At 49.4% G+C, this 20,215-nt stretch carries 17 protein-coding genes and 2 pseudogenes; 1 reads left to right on the top strand and 18 read right to left on the bottom strand.

Translation table 11 applies throughout. From position 1 onward, the window contains the following. Positions 1-2: 2 nt before the first annotated feature. The 8 genes and pseudogenes from D368_RS11615 to D368_RS11650 form a co-directional block, all read right to left on the bottom strand. Positions 3-1,265, bottom strand: coding sequence for a dihydrolipoamide acetyltransferase family protein (locus tag D368_RS11615; RefSeq protein ID WP_069473498.1), 1,263 nt, complete (start codon positions 1,263-1,265; stop codon positions 3-5). A gap of 21 nt (positions 1,266-1,286) precedes the next feature. Then, on the bottom strand, positions 1,287-2,270 hold the full coding sequence (gene bfmBAB / locus D368_RS11620) for a 3-methyl-2-oxobutanoate dehydrogenase subunit beta (protein WP_003153216.1): 984 nt from the start codon (positions 2,268-2,270) through the stop codon (positions 1,287-1,289). Between the two features lie 12 nt (positions 2,271-2,282). Further along, positions 2,283-3,275 (bottom strand): thiamine pyrophosphate-dependent dehydrogenase E1 component subunit alpha, encoded by a 993-nt coding sequence (locus D368_RS11625; RefSeq protein WP_071391643.1) that lies wholly within the window; start codon positions 3,273-3,275, stop codon positions 2,283-2,285. A gap of 22 nt (positions 3,276-3,297) precedes the next feature. Beyond that, a pseudogene (lpdA, locus tag D368_RS11630) lies at positions 3,298-4,718 on the bottom strand (dihydrolipoyl dehydrogenase). Continuing rightward, on the bottom strand, positions 4,708-5,823 hold the full coding sequence (gene buk / locus D368_RS11635; protein WP_094247799.1) for a butyrate kinase: 1,116 nt from the start codon (positions 5,821-5,823) through the stop codon (positions 4,708-4,710). Before buk ends, lpdA begins: the two are co-directional and overlap by 11 nt. Before the next feature lie 17 nt (positions 5,824-5,840). Next, positions 5,841-6,935 (bottom strand): branched-chain amino acid dehydrogenase, encoded by a 1,095-nt coding sequence (gene bcd, locus D368_RS11640; RefSeq protein WP_025649864.1) that lies wholly within the window; start codon positions 6,933-6,935, stop codon positions 5,841-5,843. Between the two features lie 13 nt (positions 6,936-6,948). Continuing rightward, the gene (gene yqiS, locus D368_RS11645) at positions 6,949-7,842 is read right to left on the bottom strand and encodes a phosphate butyryltransferase (protein WP_128574817.1); all 894 of its coding nucleotides are present in this window, start codon (positions 7,840-7,842) and stop codon (positions 6,949-6,951) included. Between the two features lie 122 nt (positions 7,843-7,964). After that, positions 7,965-10,034, bottom strand: coding sequence for a sigma 54-interacting transcriptional regulator (locus tag D368_RS11650; protein WP_128574818.1), 2,070 nt, complete (start codon positions 10,032-10,034; stop codon positions 7,965-7,967). Positions 10,035-10,187: 153 nt separating this feature from the next. Between D368_RS11650 and D368_RS11655 the strand changes: the two genes are divergently transcribed. Next, a complete protein-coding gene (locus D368_RS11655) occupies positions 10,188-10,430 on the top strand; it encodes a DUF2627 domain-containing protein (RefSeq protein WP_007408378.1) in 243 nt (80 codons plus the stop codon). Positions 10,431-10,457: 27 nt separating this feature from the next. Here D368_RS11655 and prpB read toward each other — a convergent pair whose 3' ends face one another. The 10 genes and pseudogenes from prpB to ytaF form a co-directional block, all read right to left on the bottom strand. Next, positions 10,458-11,363 (bottom strand): methylisocitrate lyase, encoded by a 906-nt coding sequence (gene prpB, locus D368_RS11660; RefSeq protein WP_060674589.1) that lies wholly within the window; start codon positions 11,361-11,363, stop codon positions 10,458-10,460. Positions 11,364-11,381: 18 nt separating this feature from the next. Further along, a complete protein-coding gene (locus tag D368_RS11665; protein WP_278071160.1) occupies positions 11,382-12,809 on the bottom strand; it encodes a bifunctional 2-methylcitrate dehydratase/aconitate hydratase in 1,428 nt (475 codons plus the stop codon). A gap of 25 nt (positions 12,810-12,834) precedes the next feature. Beyond that, a complete protein-coding gene (mmgD, locus tag D368_RS11670; RefSeq protein ID WP_128574820.1) occupies positions 12,835-13,932 on the bottom strand; it encodes a citrate synthase in 1,098 nt (365 codons plus the stop codon). A gap of 23 nt (positions 13,933-13,955) precedes the next feature. Further along, positions 13,956-15,086, bottom strand: coding sequence for an acyl-CoA dehydrogenase (locus D368_RS11675; RefSeq protein WP_128574821.1), 1,131 nt, complete (start codon positions 15,084-15,086; stop codon positions 13,956-13,958). A 29-nt stretch (positions 15,087-15,115) separates the two neighbouring features. After that, positions 15,116-15,967 carry a 3-hydroxybutyryl-CoA dehydrogenase gene (locus D368_RS11680; protein ID WP_128574822.1) on the bottom strand — a complete coding sequence of 284 codons (852 nt, stop codon included), beginning with the start codon at positions 15,965-15,967 and terminating at the stop codon, positions 15,116-15,118. Between the two features lie 19 nt (positions 15,968-15,986). Further along, positions 15,987-17,167: pseudogene (locus D368_RS11685) on the bottom strand (acetyl-CoA C-acetyltransferase). A 139-nt stretch (positions 17,168-17,306) separates the two neighbouring features. Further along, on the bottom strand, positions 17,307-18,044 hold the full coding sequence (locus tag D368_RS11690) for a glycerophosphodiester phosphodiesterase (protein WP_071391635.1): 738 nt from the start codon (positions 18,042-18,044) through the stop codon (positions 17,307-17,309). Positions 18,045-18,131: 87 nt separating this feature from the next. Further along, positions 18,132-18,758 (bottom strand): N-acetylmuramoyl-L-alanine amidase family protein, encoded by a 627-nt coding sequence (locus D368_RS11695; protein ID WP_007612483.1) that lies wholly within the window; start codon positions 18,756-18,758, stop codon positions 18,132-18,134. 18 nt (positions 18,759-18,776) lie between these two features. Next, entirely contained in the window at positions 18,777-19,094 is a 318-nt protein-coding gene (locus D368_RS11700; RefSeq protein ID WP_070082094.1) for a hypothetical protein, read from the bottom strand. 308 nt (positions 19,095-19,402) lie between these two features. Then, positions 19,403-20,026, bottom strand: coding sequence for a sporulation membrane protein YtaF (gene ytaF / locus D368_RS11705; protein WP_128574823.1), 624 nt, complete (start codon positions 20,024-20,026; stop codon positions 19,403-19,405). Positions 20,027-20,215 lie beyond the last annotated feature (189 nt).

The following is a 20,215-nucleotide window of genomic DNA, read 5'->3' on the forward strand; positions in this document are numbered from 1 at the left end:
TTTTAATAGACGGAAGTATGTTCGTCAATGTTTTCTAAGATTTCTTTGACGCGTCCGAGGAAACGGCCGCATACGAGCCCGTCAAGCACTCTGTGATCTAAAGACAGGCAAAGATTAACCATATCACGCACTGCGATCATCCCGTTATTCATGACAACCGGACGTTTGACGATTGATTCTACCTGAAGAATGGCCGCCTGCGGATGATTGATAATGCCCATAGATTGAACTGAGCCGAAAGATCCCGTGTTATTGACGGTAAATGTGCCGCCCTGCATATCTTCCGCGGTAAGTTTTCCGTTTCTCACTTTTTTCGCAAGGTCCGTTATTTCTCTGGCTATGCCTTTAATCGTTTTTTCATCAGCATGCTTAATAACCGGAACAAACAGCGAATCTTCCGTGGCAACGGCAATGGAGATGTTGATGTCTTTCTTTTGGACGATTTTGTCTCCCGCCCACATGCTGTTCATCTGCGGGAACTCTTTGAGAGCCTGCGCCGCCGCTTTTACAAAGAAAGCGAAAAATGTTAAATTGAAGCCTTCTTTCTGTTTAAATGAGTCTTTTATGCTGTTTCTGTACGCCGTCATGTTCGTGACGTCGACTTCCATCATCGTCCAGGCGTGCGGAATTTCTGTTTTGCTTTTATGCATATTGGCGGCGATGGCTTTTCTGACGCCTGTAACCGGAATTTCAATATCACCGGCTGACAGAGCTGGTGCCGGCGCTTGTTTTTGCTGTTGTTTCGGCGCTTGTTGCGTTGTTTGAACGGCAGCCGGCGCCGGTGCTTCCGACTTCTGCTGCATTCCCGAATCAATGATCTTTTGAATGTCTTTTCGCGTAATTCTTCCGCCTGCGCCCGTTCCTTCAACTTCTTCAAGCTGAATGCCGTGTTCTCCCGCTAATCTGAGCACGGCCGGCGAATAACGCGCTTTATTTGACTGGTCTTTACCTTTACGGTTTGCATCGGTGTCTGAAGGGGTATTCTGCTCTTCTTCCCGCTTCGGCGCCTCTTCGGTTTCCGTTTCTTCCGTTTCAATTTTGCAGATGATCTCGCCGACTGTAAGAGTCTGGCCTTCTTCTCCTACAAGTTCTGTAATCGTACCGGTAAAAGAAGACGGCACCTCCGCATTCACTTTATCCGTCATGACCTCCGCAATGGGGTCATATTTATTCACTTGATCACCGGGGGATACCAGCCACTTACTGATCGTCCCTTCCGTCACGCTCTCTCCGAGCTGAGGCATAGCCATTTGTTCAATCGCCATGTCAAAAACCTCCTTACGTCTTTAAAACTCCGCTAATTCTCTCATCGCGGCTTCTGCTTTGTCAGGATTCATCATGAAGTATTTTTCCATTGTCGGCGCATAAGGCATTGCCGGAACATCAGGACCTGCAAGCCGCTTGATCGGCGCGTCTAAATCAAATAAGCAGTTTTCAGAAATAATGGCGGCGACCTCGCTCATAATACCGCCTTCTTTCGTATCTTCTGTGATCAGCAATACTTTTCCCGTTTTAGACGCAGCTTCAATGATGGCTTCTTTATCTAACGGATAAACCGTACGCAAATCTAATACGTGCGCGGAAATTCCGTCTTTTTCAAGACGCTCGGCAGCCTGCAGAGCGAAATGGACGCATAATCCGTACGTAATGACAGTAATGTCGCTGCCTTCGCGTTTTACATCCGCCTTTCCGATCGGAAGGACGTAATCATCCGCAGGGACTTCGCCTTTAATCAGACGGTACGCCCTCTTATGTTCGAAAAACAGCACCGGATCTTCGTCACGGACTGCGGCTTTCAACAGCCCTTTTGCGTCATAAGGAGTTGAAGGCATGACAATTTTAAGACCCGGCTGGTTGGCAAAAATGGCCTCCACAGATTGGGAATGATACAACGCGCCGTGCACGCCGCCCCCGTAAGGCGCTCTGATGACCATCGGACAGCTCCAATCATTGTTTGAACGGTAGCGTATTTTGGCCGCTTCTGAAATGATTTGGTTGACCGCAGGCAGAATGAAATCGGCAAACTGCATCTCGGCAATCGGGCGCATGCCGTACATCGCGGCGCCGATCCCGACTCCGGCAATCGCTGATTCCGCAAGCGGCGTATCCATCACCCGCTCTTCTCCGAACTGTTCATAGAGACCCGCCGTGGCTTTAAACACGCCGCCTTTTCTCCCGACATCTTCCCCGAGAACAAAAACGCGCGGATCTCTTTCCATTTCTTCTTTCATTGCTGCATTAATACTGTCAATATAAGACATTACAGACATAAGTATTCCTCCCTACTTCGCATAAACGTGATCAAGCGTTGATTCAGGAGATGCGTATGGCGCTTTCTCCGCTTCGTCTGTCGCTTCGTTTACGATAGCCATGATGTCATCCAGCATGGTCTTTTCTTCTTCTTCATCTAGAAGCCCGGCTTCTTGCAAGTATGCTTTGTATAAAAGAAGCGGATCCTGTTTCTTTGCTTCTTCTACTTCTTCGCGTTCTCTGTAGCTGCTGTCGTCGTCATCACTGGAATGCGGCGTCAACCGGTAGGAAACCGTTTCTATTAATGTAGGACCTTCGCCTTTAGATGCCCGTTCGCGCGCTTCTTTCACGGCCCGGTAAACTTCCAGCAGGTCGTTTCCGTCAACTGTGACTCCCGGCATGCCGTAGCCTGCCGCCCGGTCGGAAATATTTTCGCACGCCACCTGTTTGTCATACGGAACAGAAATAGCATACTTATTGTTTTCACACATGAAAATGACCGGCAATTTATACACGGCGGCAAAGTTTGCCCCTTCGTGAAAATCCCCCTGGTTGGAAGATCCTTCTCCAAAGGTAACGAAAGAGACGATATCCTTTTTATCCATGCGTCCCGCAAGCGCGATTCCGACCGCATGAGGAACCTGCGTCGTAACAGGGGATGAGCCCGTTACGATTCTGTTTTCCTTTTGCCCGAAGTGGCCCGGCATCTGCCTTCCGCCTGAGTTCGGGTCAGCCGCTTTCGCAAAACCGGACATCATCAAGTCCTTTGCAGTCATACCGAATGCAAGCACAACTCCCATATCTCTGTAGTAAGGAAGCACATAGTCGGTATCACGGTTTAAAGCATAGGCCGCGCCTACTTGAGCCGCTTCCTGTCCTTGACATGAAACAACGAACGGAATTTTGCCCGAGCGGTTTAAGAGCCACATTCTTTCGTCGATTTTTCTGGCTAACAGCATGGTTCTATACATTTCAACGGCTTCTTCGTCAGAGAGCCCTAATGCTTGATGGCGGTTTGTAGTCATTCAAACCCCTCCTTCTTTCCTTTTAAAAATGAATCGCGTTTCCGTCTGCGGCTAACGCAGCTTCTCCAATCGCTTCTGAAAGCGACGGATGCGGATGTATGGACTGACCGATTTCCCACGGCGTCGCATCGAGCACCTTGGCAAGCCCCGCTTCAGAGATCATATCGGTGACGTGCGGACCGATCATATGAACACCGAGAATATCATCTGTATTCCGATCGGCGACGATTTTCACAAAGCCATCGCTTTCTCCGTATACAAGAGCCTTTCCGATTGCCATGAACGGAAACTTCCCGATCTTCAGTTCATGTCCTTTTCGGGTTGCTTCCTCTTCTGTCAGACCGACACTCGCCGCTTCCGGATTTGAATAAATGCATTTCGGCACAAGAGCTGCATCAAGCGGAGCCGGATTAAGACCCGCCATATGCTCAACGGCAATGATGCCTTCACGGGAGGCCACATGCGCAAGCTGAAGACCGCCGACAACATCACCGATCGCATAAATGTGCGATTCCTTCGTCTGCCCGGCTTCGTTCACGATGATAGAACCGTTTTCCGCTTCAATATCCGTGTTTTCAAGGCCGATCCCTTCAATGTTCGGCTGGCGGCCGATGGAAACAAGCATTTGTTCCGCGTGATACGTTTCTTTTTTCCATTCTTTTCAGCGGCAATTGAAACGCCGTCCGCTTTTTCCAATGTATCCGGAAGCACTTTCGCACCCGTTACGATCTTAATTCCTTTTTTCGTTAACAGTTTTTCCATCTCGCTTGAAATATCACGGTCTTCAGTCGGCAAAATGCGGTCCGCATATTCAATCACAGTGATATTGACGCCAAAATCGTTCAGCATGGATGCCCATTCAATTCCGATGACACCGCCGCCGACGATCATCATGGATTGGGGCAGACGCTCAAGCTCTAACGCTTCATCTGATGTCAGAATATATGTACCGTCCGCTTCTAAACCCGGCAGCATTTTCGGCCTTGAACCGGTTGCGATAATCAATTGTTTCGGTATCAGCATGTCGTTTTCTTCACCATTTGCGTATTCGACGGAAACCGTACCGGGAAGAGGTGAGAAGATGGAAGGGCCGAGCATACGTCCGTACCCGTTGAATACATCAATCTTCCCCTTTTTCATCAGGTGGGCGACACCTCCGGCCAGCCGGTCAACGATTCCCTGCTTTCGTTTTTGCACGCTGTCAAAGCGGAGGGAGACACCTTCCGTTTCAATGCCGAATGCTGCCGCTTCCTTTGCGGTTCGGTACACTTCCGCGCTTCTTAACAGCGCTTTACTCGGGATACATCCTTTATGCAGGCATGTTCCGCCGAGCTTTTCTTTTTCTACAACGGCCGTTTTTAAGCCGAGCTGGGCCGCTCTGATGGCGGCTACATAACCGCCCGTCCCGCCGCCCAGAATGACCACATCATATTCAGTCGCCATTTGTTTTCACTCCTTCGCCGATCTGATATTGCTTTGACTGCTCCTCACCGGCTAAAACCCGAAGCGCGCCTTGCGCGAGAGATTGCAGTTCATTTTCTCCCGGGTACACCAGTACATCCGAAATCCAATCTATGTACGATCTGATGGCGGATACGAAACTTTTCCCGTACGCCAATCCGCCCGTCAGGACGATAATGTCTACTTTTCCTTTTAATACGGCGCTTGCCGCCCCGATTTCTTTTGCTACTTGATAAGCCATGGCGTCATAAATGAGCCTCGCATGCTCATCTCCGGCCTGAATGCGTTTTTCCACCTTCACCGCGTCCGTTGTCCCCAGATAGCCGGAGAGTCCGCCCGTGCCGACAAGTTTTTTCATCATATCGGCTTTTGAATACTTGCCGGAAAAACACATCTCCACCAAATCACCCGCAGGAACGGTTCCCGCGCGCTCCGGGCTGAAGGGCCCTTCTCCGTGAAGCCCGTTGTTGACATCCGTCACCCGTCCGCAATCATGGACACCGACTGTGATGCCGCCGCCCATATGAGTGACGATCATCTTCATCTGTTCATACCGTTTGCCGAGGGACGCCGCCGCCTGACGGGCAACAGCTTTTTGGTTCAAAGCATGAAAAATGCTTTTCCGCTTGATTTCGGGCATCCCTGATACTTTAGCGAGCGGAGTCATCTCATCCACCACGACCGGATCGACGATATACGCGGGGATATTTAGTCCGTCAGCTATTTCCCTGGCAATAATTCCGCCCAGATTAGAAGCATGCTGGCCGTTGTAGCCGTTTTTCAAATCAGTGATCATGGCGTCATTCACTTCATATGTGCCGCCCTCAATCGGTCTGAGCAGACCGCCTCTGGCACAAACGGCATCAAACTTTGAAATGTTGATGCCCTGTTCGTGCAAAGACTCAAGAATGCTTATTTTTCGAAATTCGTACTGGTCGATAATGCCGTTAAATGTTTTCAGCTCTTCTTCGGGATGCCGCAGCGTCTTTTCAAAGATACAGCGTTCATTGTGAAAGACACCGATTTTCGTTGATGTTGAGCCTGGATTCAGAATGAGAATGCGTTTTTCCTTTTCGAACATTTTCATACCTCCAGATCAAATTCCTATCTTCTGCTTAATATACTTTGGCCGTTTTGCAGAAACTGGCTTCTTGAACGGCGCATGCGTTCAATTCGTTCCTCAGCCAGACGGTCGGCCGCTAAGTATGTCGGAATGCCGTCACGCGCGGAAATATCGAGCACCCGCTCAATGTTTGCATAGATGCCTTCAACTTTTTTTAAAGCCCGCTCAGCATTGTAGCCGTAAAGCTCATCGGCCACATTGATGACGCCGCCTGCATTGATGACATAATCCGGAGCGTACACGATTCCCATTTCATGAATGGTATCGCCGTGACGTGTTTCTTTCAGCTGGTTATTGGCCGCCCCCGCAATGACTTTCGCCTTCAGCTGTTTAATCGTGTCATCGTTAATGACGGCGCCGAGAGCACATGGGGCATAAATATCGCACTCCTGTGAGTAAATGTCGCCGGGATCAACTGCGCGGGCGCCGAAGTCCTCAACGGCACGTTTAACAGATTCTTTATTGATATCCGTTACGATTAAAGAAGCGCCTTCTTCGTGAAGGTGGCGGCATAGATTGTAAGCCACATTTCCCACGCCTTGCACGGCAATTGTTTTACCTTCCAGTGAATCAGTGCCAAACGCCGCTTTCGCTGCGGCTTTCATCCCTTTGTAGACGCCGTACGCCGTAACCGGGGACGGATTTCCTGATGAACCGAATGCCGGAGAAATTCCGGTTACATAGTCTGTTTCATCATGAATAATGTCCATATCTTCAACGGTGGTGCCGACGTCTTCCGCCGTAATATACCTTCCGTTTAAGCCTTGGATGTAGCGGCCGAACGCGCGGAACATTTCTTCATTTTTATCTTTGCGCGGGTCTCCGATAATAACGGTTTTCCCGCCGCCTAAGTTTAAACCGGCAGCCGCATTTTTATAAGTCATGCCTTTTGCGAGTCTCAGTGCATCTTCAATCGCCGCTTCTTCACTGTCATATGTCCACATTCTTGTTCCGCCGAGCGCAGGGCCGAGCGTCGTATCATGAATCGCGATGATCGCTTTTAATCCGGATTGTTCATCTTGGCAGAATACCAATTGTTCGTAATCGTAAGTCTCCATATATTTGAAAATTTCCATAGGTTCGTTCCTCCTACTGTTCTTGTGATGCGCAAATCGCAAGCGCAATTGAATACAGTTTATTTTCTGCGGTATCCGCTCTGCTCGTTAATGCGATCGGCGCTTTTGCACCGGCGATGACGGCAGCAACATTTGCTTTCGCAAAATAAATCATTGACTTATAAAGCATATTTCCGGCCTCGATTGAAGGAACCAAGAGAATATCCGCCTGGCCCGCTACGCTTCCGGAAATCCCTTTTTGCAGCGCAGCCGCTTGGGATACGGCATTATCCAAAGCAAGCGGTCCGTCCGCAAAGCAGCCGGTAATCTGTCCTCTATTGCACATCTGGACGATCGCAGCCGCGTTCAGCGTCGCCTCCATTTTCGGATTAACCGTTTCAATAGCGGCAAGGACTGCGGCTTTCGGCATAGGGTTCCCTACTGAATGTGCGACATGAACCGCATTTTGCAGAATATGCCCGAGCTCTTCAAGAGACGGGGCAATGTTCAGCGCTGAATCAGTCACATACATCAGCCGGTCATAGTCCGGCACTTCAAAAACGGCTACATGTGATAACACCCTTTTTGAACGAAGCCCTTCCTGGCGGTTTAAAACCGATTTCAGAAGAGTTGAGCTCGGGAGATTCCCTTTCATTAAAACGTCCGCCTCTTGTTCACGCACTGCGCGCACTGCTTTTGCCGCAGATTCTTCGGGTGAATCGGCGTGGATGATGTCAGCATTGAACTTCGGCTCATTTGCCAGAAGCTCTTTCAGCTTTCCGCTGTCACCCGTCAGTAAAAATCGTGCCGACAAGTGTTCTGCCGCCATTTTGACGGCCTGGATCACTTCTTTATCTGCTGCGTGGGCCACTGCAATGGTTTTTGCGTTTTTTGCCGCGGCTTTTTCAACTAGGTCTTTCAGCTTCATTTTGTACCACCTTTCTTGTGCGAATCCGCTTTTAACAATGCAAGTTCCGTGCCAAATATGCGAAAGGGTTTATTCCGGCTTTTTTCAAGAACACATGCAGCTGTTTGCGCTTTCTCTGCAACTTATTGCATGCCGTCATTTGCAAGGCCGTACTTGTCCATTTTGTAGTACAGATTCCGAATGCTGACACCAAGCGCTTTCGCCGTTTTGGTTCGGTTGAATTTATGCTTTTCAAGCGTTTTTTGAATGACGTGCGCTTCATATTTTTCAACAGCCTGAGACAGCTTTTCCCCTTCTATATCCGGAAAATCACTTTGGGTGCCGTTTTTTTCATTCAGCTCTGATTCGAAAACAGGCAGATGCTGCTGTTCGATCCGTTCCATGTGCGGCTCTAAAAATATCATTGCCCGTCCGAGAACATTTTCAAGCTCCCGTACGTTTCCCGGCCAGCTGTAGGCTGATAAAGCTCGCAGCGCGTTAGGCGTGAGCCCCTTTACATTGCGGCCGTAATCCTGATTGATTTTTTCAATGAGCCGAATGCTCAGCGCTTCAATATCTTCTTTGCGCTGCCGAAGAGGCGGGATTGAGATCGGATAGCGGTTAATCCGGTAATACAGGTCTTCACGGAACGCGCCTTCCGCCATGGCCTTTTCGATGTTGACGTTTGTCGCTGCGATAATTCTGACATTGACAGAAATCGCTTTAGCGCCGCCGACTCTGATAATTTCTTTTTCCTGCAGAACTCTGAGCAGCTTTGCCTGGGTGCTTTGGGTCAGCTCTCCGATTTCATCTAAGAAAATGCTGCCGTTATTCGCTTCCTCAAAAAGTCCTTTTTTGCCCCCGCGCCTCGCGCCCGTAAACGCGCCTTCCTCATAGCCGAAAAGCTCGGATTCAAGCAGGGATTCAGACAGGGCCGCACAATTGACCCGGATGAATTTATTGTATTTTCGGTCGCTTTCATTATGGATGGCGTGGGCGAAAAGTTCTTTTCCTGTGCCGGATTCTCCCCGCAGCAGAATCGTCGCCGGCGTTTTCGCCCCGAGCTTCGCCTGTTCAAGGGCGACCAGCATTTGTTCACTCGTGCCGATAATGTCGTCAAACGTGTATTTCGCTTCAAGCGTGCGGATGATCTGGCGCGCCCGATTCAGCTCAGCAGTCAGCGTTTTAATTTCTGACACGTCGTGGATGACGCCGACGCTGCCTTTTAAAATACCGTCCACAATAACGGGGGCAACATTTACGATGACATCCTTTTTATTGGGGCCGACCTTCATCCTCACACCCCGAACGGGCCGCCTTGTCCCCAATACTTTCAGGTGCATGCTTTCCCCTTCTGAGATATCGGTGGAAGCGGGTTTTCCGATGACTTCGCTTTCTGACAGCCCGGTCATTTTTGTATACGCTTTGTTGATTAACATTCCGATGCCGTTTTCATCAACGACGGAAATGGCCTCGTCTGACGATTGAATAATCGCTTCAAGCATGGTGCGGATTTGTTTTAAGTTCGTGACCTCTTCCGCCAGTTCAACTGCGTCGGTGATGTCTTTAAACACGCATAACGCGCCGAGAAGCTTTCCGCCTTCGTCAATGATCGGCAGTCTTGTCGTGACAATCTGCAGGTGCTTGCCGAGAAGCTGCTTCTGGTTATATTCCGGCTCTCTCGTTTCCAGAATCCGCGGCAGCTTTGTGTTCGGCACTACATCTTTAATTTGGCGGCCGATGACATCCTCCCGTTTTCGGCCGACCATTTTTTCTGCCATCTGATTAAATAAAATGATCGTTTCGTTGACGTCTATAAAAATCATGCCGTCGTGCGTTGAATTAAAAATCCGGTCATGCTTATACGTCTGCGACTTCAGCATTTGGATAAGCTGCTGTTTTTCCTCCATCAGCTGAAACACCATGTACGCCAATTTTCCCGGCATGACGATGGTTTGTTCTTTTTTCTCATGGAGCAGCTCATCCATGACCGCTTTATCGCCTGTTGTATGGATGATAATATCTATATCTTCAGTTATGTAGGGTTTCCAATCTGATGAGGTTGCAATTCCATATCTCCGGGCTTCTTGCAGCCCTTGCGCCTCCGGATCTTGATCAACCACCGCAATAATCCGGATCAGTTTTGTTTTCATCAAAATCTGTAGGAGCGCCGTGCCTCCTTTACCAGCACCTATAATCAGCACCTTCTGCATCCCGATACCCCTTTATATGAAAAAATTTGCACACCTGTATTTCCCGTTGCAATAATTTGCACAACCCCTATGTTACCACGTTTTGATCTCTTGACAAAATATTTTTTCGATTGGACAATAAAGGAAATCATATCGTAAAGGGGTTTTCTGAATATGAGCCGGCTTGTTGCGCTTTTAATTCTGGTCCTCCCCGGCGCTGTCGCGGCGCTCGGCATTAAGCTGATGAGAGATGCATTATTCGGGCATGCGTTTTCCCCGTTTCCGTCCCTTTTTCTTCAGGGGGCGGCCGGATTGGCGTTTTTTTTGTTCGGCCTTTATGTTCTGGCCGGGTTTATTTTGTACAGAGATCGGAAACGCAATCAAGTCAGCCCGCGGTTCAGGAAAAAAAAGCTGTAAAAAAAGCCCTTGCAAAAAAGGGCTTTTTCAGTCGTCCGGCAGTATCGTTTTGGCAATGGATTGATCCAGTTCTTCATAGTCATCGTAAGCGATCGTTTCATATAATTCTTTTCTCGTCTGCATATCCGAAAGCCCCTCTTTTTGAGAGCCTTCTTCTTTCAGAAGGCGGAAAATACGCTCAAAAGCCTTGGCAGCCGTTCTGAGTGACGTGACCGGGTAAATGACCATCTGACAGCCCATATCGGAAAATTCATCAGCACTGTAATACGGCGTTTGTCCGAATTCAGTCATATTTGCGAGAATCGGCACACTGATTTGTTTGGAAAACGCTCTGAATTCACTTTCGGATTGGAGCGCTTCCGGAAAAACAGCGTCAGCACCCGCTTTTATATAAGCGTACGCCCTTTTTAGTGCCCCCTCCAGCCCTTCCTGCTGTCTGGCGTCTGTTCTCGCAACAACAAGAAGAGTCGGCGCGGCCCGCTTGACCGCTTGGATTTTTTGCGCCATTTCTTCAATCGGCACGAGCTGCTTCCCATTCAGATGTCCGCATTTTTTCGGCAGGCGCTGATCCTCCATTTGGACGGCGGCCGCGCGCGCTTCATACATTTCTTTCGCCGTCCGGGCGGCATTCAGCACGCCTCCGAAACCCGTGTCAATATCGACGAGGACGGGCAAATCAGACGAGCGGACCAGATCTTTAACCCGTTCAGCCATTTCCGCCGACGTGATAATGCCTAAATCGGGCAGCCCTCTGCTCGCCGTGTAAGCCGCGCCTGATAAATAAAGAGCCGAAAAACCCGTTTTCTTGGCGATAAGAGCGGCCATCGCATCGTGAGCGCCGGGAATCTGCAATAGATCCGGCGCTGCCATCAGCGTACGGAACCGCTCTGCAAGCTCCTCTTGAGACGACTGCTTGCTGACGATCCACGTCATGTTTGTCACCCTCCTATTTTATATGAGAAATAAGTCCATAAATTCACTAACGCTGAGCTTCTGCATTTGGCCGCTATCTTTACAGGCCTCTTCGATTTTCCGCTGCTGCTTCAATGAAAAATGAGTGCTGATGTTTGCTGAAAACTTGGCAAGAATCTTCGGAACGGCTTCTTTTCTGCGGAATCGGTGCCCGAGCGGATATTCACATTCAATCCGTCCCGTAGCCGTGCCGTCTGTAAAATGCACCTGTACGGCATTTGAGATGGATCGCTTATTCGGGTCTAAGTAATCTATTGAGTACGCTTTGTGTTCCGTCACCTCCATTTTGCTCCGCAATGTATCAATTCGCGGGTCAGACGCCGTTTCCTCTTCATAATGATCCGCCGTGATATCTCCGAAAAGCAGCCCGATTGCCGTAATATACTGGAGGCAGTGATCCCGGTCAGCCGGATTGTGAAGCGGCCCTTTTTTATCGATAATCCGGATTGCCGACTCATGGGTCATAATCGTGATCCTGTCAATGTCTTCGATGCGGTCTTTCACCTCCGGATGAAGCCGGACCGCGCATTCCGCCGCTGTCTGGGCGTGGAATTCAGCCGGGTAGGATACTTTAAACAAAACATTCTCCATCACATAGGATCCAAGCGGGCGGGCAAGCTTCATTTCCTGCCGGTTAAATAATACGTCTTGAAATCCCCACCCGGATGCGGTCAGAGCCGTCGGGTACCCCATCTCACCTTTTTGCGCCATAAGGGCCAAATATACGCCTCTGCTCGTCGCGTCGCCGGCCGCCCATGATTTGCGTGATCCGGTGTTCGGCGCATGACGATACGTTCTGAGGCTTGAATTATCAATCCAAGCGTGAGATACGGCGTTATTGATTTCCTCTCTTGAGCCGCCCAGCATTTGTGCGCAAACAGCCGCAGTCGCCACTTTCACAAACAGCACATGGTCAAGCCCGACTCTGTTTAAGCTGTTTTCCAAAGCGAGAATTCCTTGAATTTCGTGCGCTTTGATCATTGCGCAAAGCACATCACGCACGGTAAGCGGTTCTTTCCCTTCTGAAATCCGCACTCTGGATATATAATCCGCACAAGCCAATATGCCTCCGAGATTGTCAGACGGATGCCCCCATTCGGCCGCAAGCCACGTATCATTATAATCGAGCCACCTGTTGATACAGCCGATATTAAAGGCAGCCGTGACCGGGTCTAAAACAAAAGGCGTGCCCGGGACTCTGCTGCCGTTGGGCACGGAGGTTCCCGGGACAATCGGGCCGAGCAGCTTTGTACATTCGGGATAGCTGAGCGCCAAAATTCCGCAGCCTATCGTATCAAGAAGCACATGTCCTGCCGTAGTGAAAGCTTCTGAACTGTCAATCTCCTGATGGAGCACGTAGTCAGAAATCTCTTCGATTACAGCATCCATTCGGCGGGGTTCTGTCATGTTTTCATCTTCCTTTCTCATCTGTTTACAGGCGCGCTCCGGTATAGCGGACACGCGGGCGGAAAAGCCGGTTTCGGCTGTGCTGTTCAATGACATGAGCGCACAGTCCGACCGTCCGTGCGCTGAAAAATATAGGCGTATACAGCGGGATCGGGATGCCGAGCATGTAATAAACCGGCGCTGCGTAGTAATCTAAGTTCGGATAAAGGCCTTTTTTCTCCCGCATGACGGTTTCTCCGGCTTCACACATATGATAAAGACGGAAATCACCTGAAAGATCAGACAGTTTTTTCAATGCTTCTTTCATCATGAGCGCCCTCGGGTCCATTTTTTTCATGTAGACACGGTGGCCGAAGCCCATGATTTTTTCTTTGTTTGCGAGTTTTTGAGTTAATAATTGTGTAAACCCGTCTGTATCCTTCGCTTCCTCAAGCATGTACATAACCGCTTCGTTCGCTCCGCCGTGAAGGTTTCCCTTAAGCGAGGCGACGGCTCCGGTCAGAGCGCCGTAAATATCCGATTGCGTCGAAGCAATGACACGGGCCGTAAACGTTGAGTTTGGCAATTCATGCTCACTGTATAAAAGAAGCGACCGGTCGAATATTTCTTCTTCCAAGGAGGACGGCGTTTTTCCGGTAATCATATATAAAAAGTTTGCGCTGTACGATAAGGTTCCGACAGGCGCTAAAGGCTCCAGCCCGTTGATGACTCGATAGCTGTTGACGGTCAGATTGGGCATTTTGCCTATCAGTCCGCGTACGCGGTGCTGATTTACAGAAGAGGTGCGGTCATCAATATCCTTATCAAAGCCTCCAAGCGCGGACAAACCTGTCCTCAGTCCGTCCATCGGGTGAGTACGTTCGGGCAGCAGACGGCATATACGCAAGATTTCCTCGGGAAGGTGTCCGCCGCGCCGAACGTCTTCTTCAAGCGCCTTCTTCTCTTTCGCATCAGGAAGTCTGTCTTCCAATAAGAGATGAACAATGTCCATATAGCCGGCCGTTTTAGAAAGCTCAATCAGATCGTGGCCTTTGATTAAAATACTGCCCTGCTGTGTATCCAGGAAAGAAATCCCCGTTTCCACCGCAATGACGCCATCTAAACCGGGAGAATAAGATTCCATGGTTTCGCTCCTTTGCGCACTTTTTATTGAAGAAGATACTTAGAAATAATCAGCCTTTGAATCTCATTGGTTCCTTCATAGATTTGCGTGACTTTCGCATCCCGAAATAAACGCTCCGCGGGATACTCTTTCATATAGCCGTAGCCGCCGTGAATCTGCACAGCCTCCACCGCCGCTTTCATCGCCGCATCGGACGCGAATTGCTTCGCCATAGATGCTTCTTTTCCGCACGGAAGCCCTCGCTGATACAGATCAGCAGCATGATAGACCAATAATTTGGCAGCTTCCGCATTCGTTGCCATGTCAGATAATTTAAATGAAACGGCCTGATTCGAAGCGATGGGTCTGCCGAACTGGCTGCGGGTTTTGGCGTACTCCACCGAGCAGCCGAGCGCCGCTTCGATAATCCCGAGCGCCTGAGCCGCTATGCCGATCCGTCCGACGTCAAGGTTTTTCATGGCGATTGAAAAACCCTCGCCCTCTTCGCCGAGCCGGTTTTCAATCGGAATTTCCGCTTGGTCAAACTGCAATTCGACAGTATTGGAACCTAACAATCCGAGCTTTTTTCTTTTTTCCGACAGAAAAACCGGGTGTGTTTTTTCAACGATAAACGCTGAAATTCCCTTTCTCCCTTTACCCGGATCGGTTACGGCGAATGTCAGATACAGATCTGCCGCTCCGCCGTTTGTAATAAAGATTTTTGAACCGTTCAGAATATATGAACCGCCTCGGCGCACGGCTGTTGTTTTCAGGCTTCCCGCATCAGATCCGGATTGAGGCTCAGTAAGCGCAAAAGCCCCAATATATTCGCCAGCTGCCAGCTTCGGAATATAAGTTTGTTTTTGGGCTTCTGTCCCGAAATGCAAAATCGGGATTGTCCCTACCGATGTGTGGACGGACAAAATGACGCCGACGGCCGCGCTGACTTTTGATATTTCATGAATCGCTAAAATGTAAGATGTTGTATCAGCACCCGCCCCGCCGTAAGCTTCCGGGACGGGAATGCCCATCAATCCCGCTTCGCCCATTTTTTTAATCAGCCGCTCCGGAAATTCATCTGTTGATTCCATGAGCTCAACCACCGGCGCGATTTCCTTGCGGGCAAAATCACGCACCATTTTCCTCATCATGATGTGCTCTTCTGTAAAATGCATGGCTGCCGTCTCCCCTCATGATCTTTACATCATCTGCCGTACTCATAAAAACCGCGCCCGCTTTTTTTGCCGAGCCAGCCGGCGCTGACATATTTTCTGAGCAGAGGGCATGGGCGGTATTTCGGATCTCCGAGCCCCGCGTAGAGAACCTCCATAATGGAAAGGCACGTATCCAGCCCGATGAAATCAGCTAACGTTAAAGGGCCCATCGGATGACGCATGCCGAGCTTCATCACCTCATCAATCGCTTCCTTTGAAGCTGCTCCTTCGTAAAGGCAATAAACGGCTTCGTTAATCATCGGCATTAATATGCGATTAGATATAAAGCCCGGGAAGTCATTGACTTCGACAGGGGTTTTATTCATCCGGACGGCAAGCTTCTTTACTGTTTCCGTCGTTTCTTCCGATGTGGCGAGTCCTCTGATGACTTCGACAAGCTCCATGACAGGAACCGGATTCATAAAATGCATGCCGATTACTTTTTCAGGCCTTTTTGTGACCGCGGCAAGCTCCGTAATGGGAAGAGAAGACGTATTGCTTGCCAATACGGCATGAGGGGGACAGATTTTATCAAGTATGTCAAACAATTCCGCTTTTGCTTTTTTGTTTTCGGCAATGGCTTCAATGATAAAATCAGCATCTTCCGCTTCTGTCAGTTCTGCCGGGGAAATACGGCTGAAAACGGCATCTGTCTCCTGCTGTGACTTCCGTCCTTTTGCCTGCTCTTTCTCCAGGTTTGTCTTTATGCGGTGATAACCTTTTGTTACCGTTTCCGGCTCCCAATCGTATAACTTGACGGCAAACCCGGCTTCTGCAGCAGTCTGAGCGATGCCTGCCCCCATCTGACCGGCACCTGCGACCATGATTGTTTTCATCTTCATCCGGCGCTCCCTCCTTTGATCAGTACACCTCCAGCAGGACGGCATCTCCTTGAGCCGCTCCGCTGCATATAGCCGCTATGCCTAAACCTCCTCCGCGACGCTTTAATTCGTATATTAAACTCATGATGATTCTCGCTCCGCTTGCGCCGATCGGGTGGCCGAACGCGATTGCCCCTCCGTTTACATTCACTTTCTCCCGGCTGAACCCGGCTATTTTTTCACTCACGAGCACGACGGACGCAAATGCTTCATTTACTTCAAACAAATCAATATCGTCAACGGACAGTCCGGTTTTTTCAAGAGCCGGCTGATGGCCTCTCCCGGCGCGCTTGCCAGCTCGGACGCTTCCAGTCCGACTGACGCAAAGCCAAGTATCGCTGCGAGCGGCCTGACATGCTGCTTTGCTGCTTTTTCCTCTGACATCAGCACAAATGCTCCGGCCCCGTCATTTACACCGGGAGCATTTCCTGCTGTAACCGTTCCGTCGGCTGTAAAAATTGGCTTGAGCGCTGCGAGCTGCTCAAGGCTTGTATCAGGACGCAGCCCCTCATCCGCTTCAACGATATGCTGTTTGCCCTTTTTGCCGATCCAGGTGACGGGGACAATTTCTTCACGCAATTTGCCCGCCTCAGCCGCCTCAGCCGCGCGTTTCTGACTCAAAAGAGCGTAATGATCCTGTTCATCCCGGGAAATGCCGTACTTTTTGGCCGCAGTGCTTCCGTGGACAGCCATATGTACCTGGTTGAACGCACAGGTCAGACCGTCATGAACCATTAAATCCTGAAAAACTCCGTCCCCCATCCTCACACCCCAGCGGCCGGCCGGAATGGCGTACGGAATGTTGCTCATGCTTTCCATTCCGCCTGCAATCAGCACGTCCGCATCTTTCGCCCGGATCATTTGATCACAGATGGTAACGGCCCTGAGCCCTGATGCACAGACCTTATTAATGGTTTCAGCCGGAACGGACCATGGAAGCCCGGCATATCTTGCAGCCTGCCGTGCCGGAATCTGCCCGGCACCCGCCTGGACGACCATCCCCATCACCGCTCCTTCCGCTTCGCTTTCACTGATAGCGGCGCGCTTCATTGCTTCTTTTATGGCAATGCCGCCAAGCTCGGCTGCCTTTACCTCTTTTAATGCGCCGCCGAATTTTCCGAACGGCGTTCTTGCCGCACTGACGATAACCGTTTTTCCCACAATTTTGCCTCACTTTCAATAAGATAAAAGATAACGCTTACACAAAACGCCCTGTTACAATATATGAACCGGCTGACCGAGTTATGAGTGCACCGCCTTTTTCCTGCCCATAAAAAAGAAGACTGTCTGAACAGTCTTCTCAGCTGCGGCATTCTTCTTTTATAGAAACAGCCAGCTTTGGATAATCGGTAAAAATTGCGTCTATCCCCGCTTTCATCAGCTGCTTCATATCCTCAGGACGATTGACGGTGAACGGACGGAGCGCCGCTTGGTGTTTTGCAAGATGTTTGATCACTTCAGCGCTGACCGCCGGCGTGCCAAGCTTCGGATGATAACCCGAAGCGGGAATGGCGGCAAGATACCGTTCAGGCCGGTACAGCACATCCATTGTCAGCACCGCCCGTTCAATTTCAGGCGCCAGGGTGTGGCAAATCGCGAGACTCTCATGATTAAATGAAGAAAAAATAACGCGCTTTTCCAGTCCGTAATATCTGACTTTTTTGATCACTTCTTCTTCCATTCCTTCGTAACGGAATACACTGTTTTTCAGCTCAATGTTTATCAGAAAATCAGCACGTTCCGCAAAACGCAGCACATCTGACAAAAGCGGAATTCTGACACCTTTAAAAGAATCTTTCCATTTTCCGGCGGCATCGGCGGTTCTGATTTTGTCATACGCCGTATCTTTCACAAATCCTTTCAAAGACGTGGTGCGGTCGAGGGTTTCATCGTGAATGACCACGATCCGGCCGTCTTTCGTCATCTGTACATCAAGTTCGATTCCGTCAGCCCCGTCCTCAATCGCTTTTTTGAATGCGGGCATCGTATTTTCAGGGCAGTCGCCCGACGCCCCCCGGTGGGCAAAAATATTCGTCATATGTGTCACCTCAGATGTTTTTCATCGGTTTTCTCTATTATAATCGTTATGCACATCAGGAGGGCGCTATTTACACATATTTTATCATTACCGTCCGCTGTAATAGGTTTCGATTCCGTTTACAACGGCGTCCGCGGCGTGCTCTTGTCCGTTATCGCTTTTCAGCTTGTCCGCATCTTGAGGATTTGTGATAAAACCTAATTCAGCCAGCACACTCGGCATCTTTGAATATGTAATAACATAAAAAGGAGCTTCTTTTACACCTCTGTCCCTCATCCCTAAAGACGTGACAAGCTGCTGCTGAATGTCGGAAGCAAGCCTTTCGCTGTCCGCGCCTTCATATGTCGAATTAAAATACGTTTCCGTGCCCGATGCCGTTGAGACGGCTGAATTCGTATGAAGGCTGACGAATAAATCGGATTGGCTGGCGCTCGCTTTCGCCACCCGCTCGTCCAAACGTAAAAAAGTATCGTCAGTCCTTGAAGCTACAGGTTTTGCGCCTTCTGTCTCCAATTTGGCGATCACCTTGTTTGACACCGCTAAATTGATGTTTTTCTCAAGCAGTCCATTTCCGCCGGCCCCGCTGTCTTCTCCGCCATGTCCGGCATCGATATAAATGGTTTTCCCTTGCAAAGGTTCGGCTGCATAAGCGGACGGCGCAAGCAGAAGCAGAGCGGCACCGAAGGCAGCAGCGCTTTTTGTCAGTAAACCCACGTTTTTTCCTCCCCGTTTTCACATATCTGTTTCTTTTTTCAGTTTCTCAAGCCGTAATTGTCCGTTGCTCTCTTTTTTATAGGTGATTTGCACCGCCGTATGTTCAGGCAGAGACTGACATTCAAACCGCTTAGCGAAAGGCACCTTCACCTCTTGCCTTTCTCCGTCAATTTCGACCGCGATCATATCGTTTCCGGCCGCTTTTATAAATGTTCCTTCCTGTGTAAATGACGGCGCCGCATCAGCCTCCGCGGTATACTCGCACCCTGATAACAGCCATGCGGTGAAGATCAGAAGTATGACAGACTTCACACAGATCACCTCACGTTTTCTCATTCGGCTTTATCTTTGAACAGAATGGCCGATTTGTAAAGGGAGCCTCCATTCCTCCAGCGCTTTTCCATATTTGGAATGAAGGCTATCTGACCTGCTGTTTACCTGAACTTAGAAAGAAAACAAGCTGATCAGTCTATGAAAAAGGTTCTGTCTGAAGGCCGAATATGCAGAATTTAACGGAAACGGACGACTTTCTATTCATTTTGAAAAAATATCAGATCGGCAAAAAAAGAGAGCCGCGTCATGCACTCTCCCGTATAGAAACATTCATATTTATTTTGAGCTTTTCATAAAATGAACGGGACAACTTAAAAGAGTAGCGTATTGGCGGCAATGATGAGAATAATCACTCCGCTCAGCACCGTGCTGAACTGTCCGACGTGAAAAGAACCGATGCGCAATGACGCGGCTTTTTTTCCAAGCGAGCAGCCGATCCATATGGTCAGAAAGCTTCCGATCGCCGCAGTGATGGAAATGGCAGCAGGAGAAAGCCCGATCAACCCCGCGCTTAATCCGTTGGTCAGCGCATTTGCGGATACGGCCACCCCGAGAACCATGGATTCCAATATACCGATTTCTCCCGAACCGTCGGCATCCGCTGCCTCCGGATTTTGCAGCAGACCGGCAAAACGGCCTTTTTTTCCTGACGCGCCAACACGCGCTGTTTTTCTCGGTAAAGCCAGCAGAATGATGCGGATACCGATGACAGATAAAATAAACGCCGCCAGCAATACAGGAAGAAAGCCCGGTAAAACGGCTGAAATCCATTTGCCGAAATAAATTCCGATATAACTGAATACAAAACAGATAAAAGCGATCATCATATTTGACGCATGCGATATTTTGATTTTTCTGATGCCGTATGACATCCCCACTCCTAAATTATCAATGCTTGAGGACACTGCCAAACCTAAAATCAATAACCAAGCCATGTTCGTTTCTCTCCATTCTTTGATGTCTTTTCAACATGTTGTGCCGTTGAATCTACACTATCCTATTCAGCAGCACAGAAAAGGTACCTTTTCTGCAAAAATTATTGATTGACGATCATCATTCCGGCGGAAACGAGGTGACACCCTTGACAGAAAATAAAATAAGACACTGGGACCCCTTTTAAAATC

Source organism: Paenibacillus lentimorbus NRRL B-30488 (assembly GCF_000411595.1).
Taxonomy (GTDB): domain Bacteria; phylum Bacillota; class Bacilli; order Bacillales; family Bacillaceae; genus Bacillus; species Bacillus velezensis.

Bases quoted from the DNA above. Each gene is read 5' to 3' on its own strand.
- prpB (WP_060674589.1), bottom strand. From the start codon at position 11,363: ATGACGTGGATCGTCAGCAAGCAGTCGTCTCAAGAGGAGCTTGCAGAG.
- D368_RS11665 (WP_278071160.1), bottom strand. From the start codon at position 12,809: ATGACAGAACCCCGCCGAATGGATGCTGTAATCGAAGAGATTTCTGAC.
- buk (WP_094247799.1), bottom strand. From the start codon at position 5,823: ATGAAAATGTTCGAAAAGGAAAAACGCATTCTCATTCTGAATCCAGGC.
- bfmBAB (WP_003153216.1), bottom strand. From the start codon at position 2,270: ATGTCTGTAATGTCTTATATTGACAGTATTAATGCAGCAATGAAAGAA.
- D368_RS11680 (WP_128574822.1), bottom strand. From the start codon at position 15,967: ATGAAGATGAAAACAATCATGGTCGCAGGTGCCGGTCAGATGGGGGCA.
- D368_RS11615 (WP_069473498.1), bottom strand. From the start codon at position 1,265: ATGGCGATTGAACAAATGGCTATGCCTCAGCTCGGAGAGAGCGTGACG.
- ytaF (WP_128574823.1), bottom strand. From the start codon at position 20,026: ATGGCTTGGTTATTGATTTTAGGTTTGGCAGTGTCCTCAAGCATTGAT.
- D368_RS11625 (WP_071391643.1), bottom strand. From the start codon at position 3,275: ATGACTACAAACCGCCATCAAGCATTAGGGCTCTCTGACGAAGAAGCC.
- D368_RS11650 (WP_128574818.1), bottom strand. From the start codon at position 10,034: ATGCAGAAGGTGCTGATTATAGGTGCTGGTAAAGGAGGCACGGCGCTC.
- bcd (WP_025649864.1), bottom strand. From the start codon at position 6,935: ATGGAAATTTTCAAATATATGGAGACTTACGATTACGAACAATTGGTA.
- D368_RS11700 (WP_070082094.1), bottom strand. From the start codon at position 19,094: ATGAGAAAACGTGAGGTGATCTGTGTGAAGTCTGTCATACTTCTGATC.
- D368_RS11690 (WP_071391635.1), bottom strand. From the start codon at position 18,044: ATGACGAATATTTTTGCCCACCGGGGGGCGTCGGGCGACTGCCCTGAA.
- D368_RS11655 (WP_007408378.1), top strand. From the start codon at position 10,188: ATGAGCCGGCTTGTTGCGCTTTTAATTCTGGTCCTCCCCGGCGCTGTC.
- mmgD (WP_128574820.1), bottom strand. From the start codon at position 13,932: ATGGAATCTTATTCTCCCGGTTTAGATGGCGTCATTGCGGTGGAAACG.
- yqiS (WP_128574817.1), bottom strand. From the start codon at position 7,842: ATGAAGCTGAAAGACCTAGTTGAAAAAGCCGCGGCAAAAAACGCAAAA.
- D368_RS11675 (WP_128574821.1), bottom strand. From the start codon at position 15,086: ATGCATTTTACAGAAGAGCACATCATGATGAGGAAAATGGTGCGTGAT.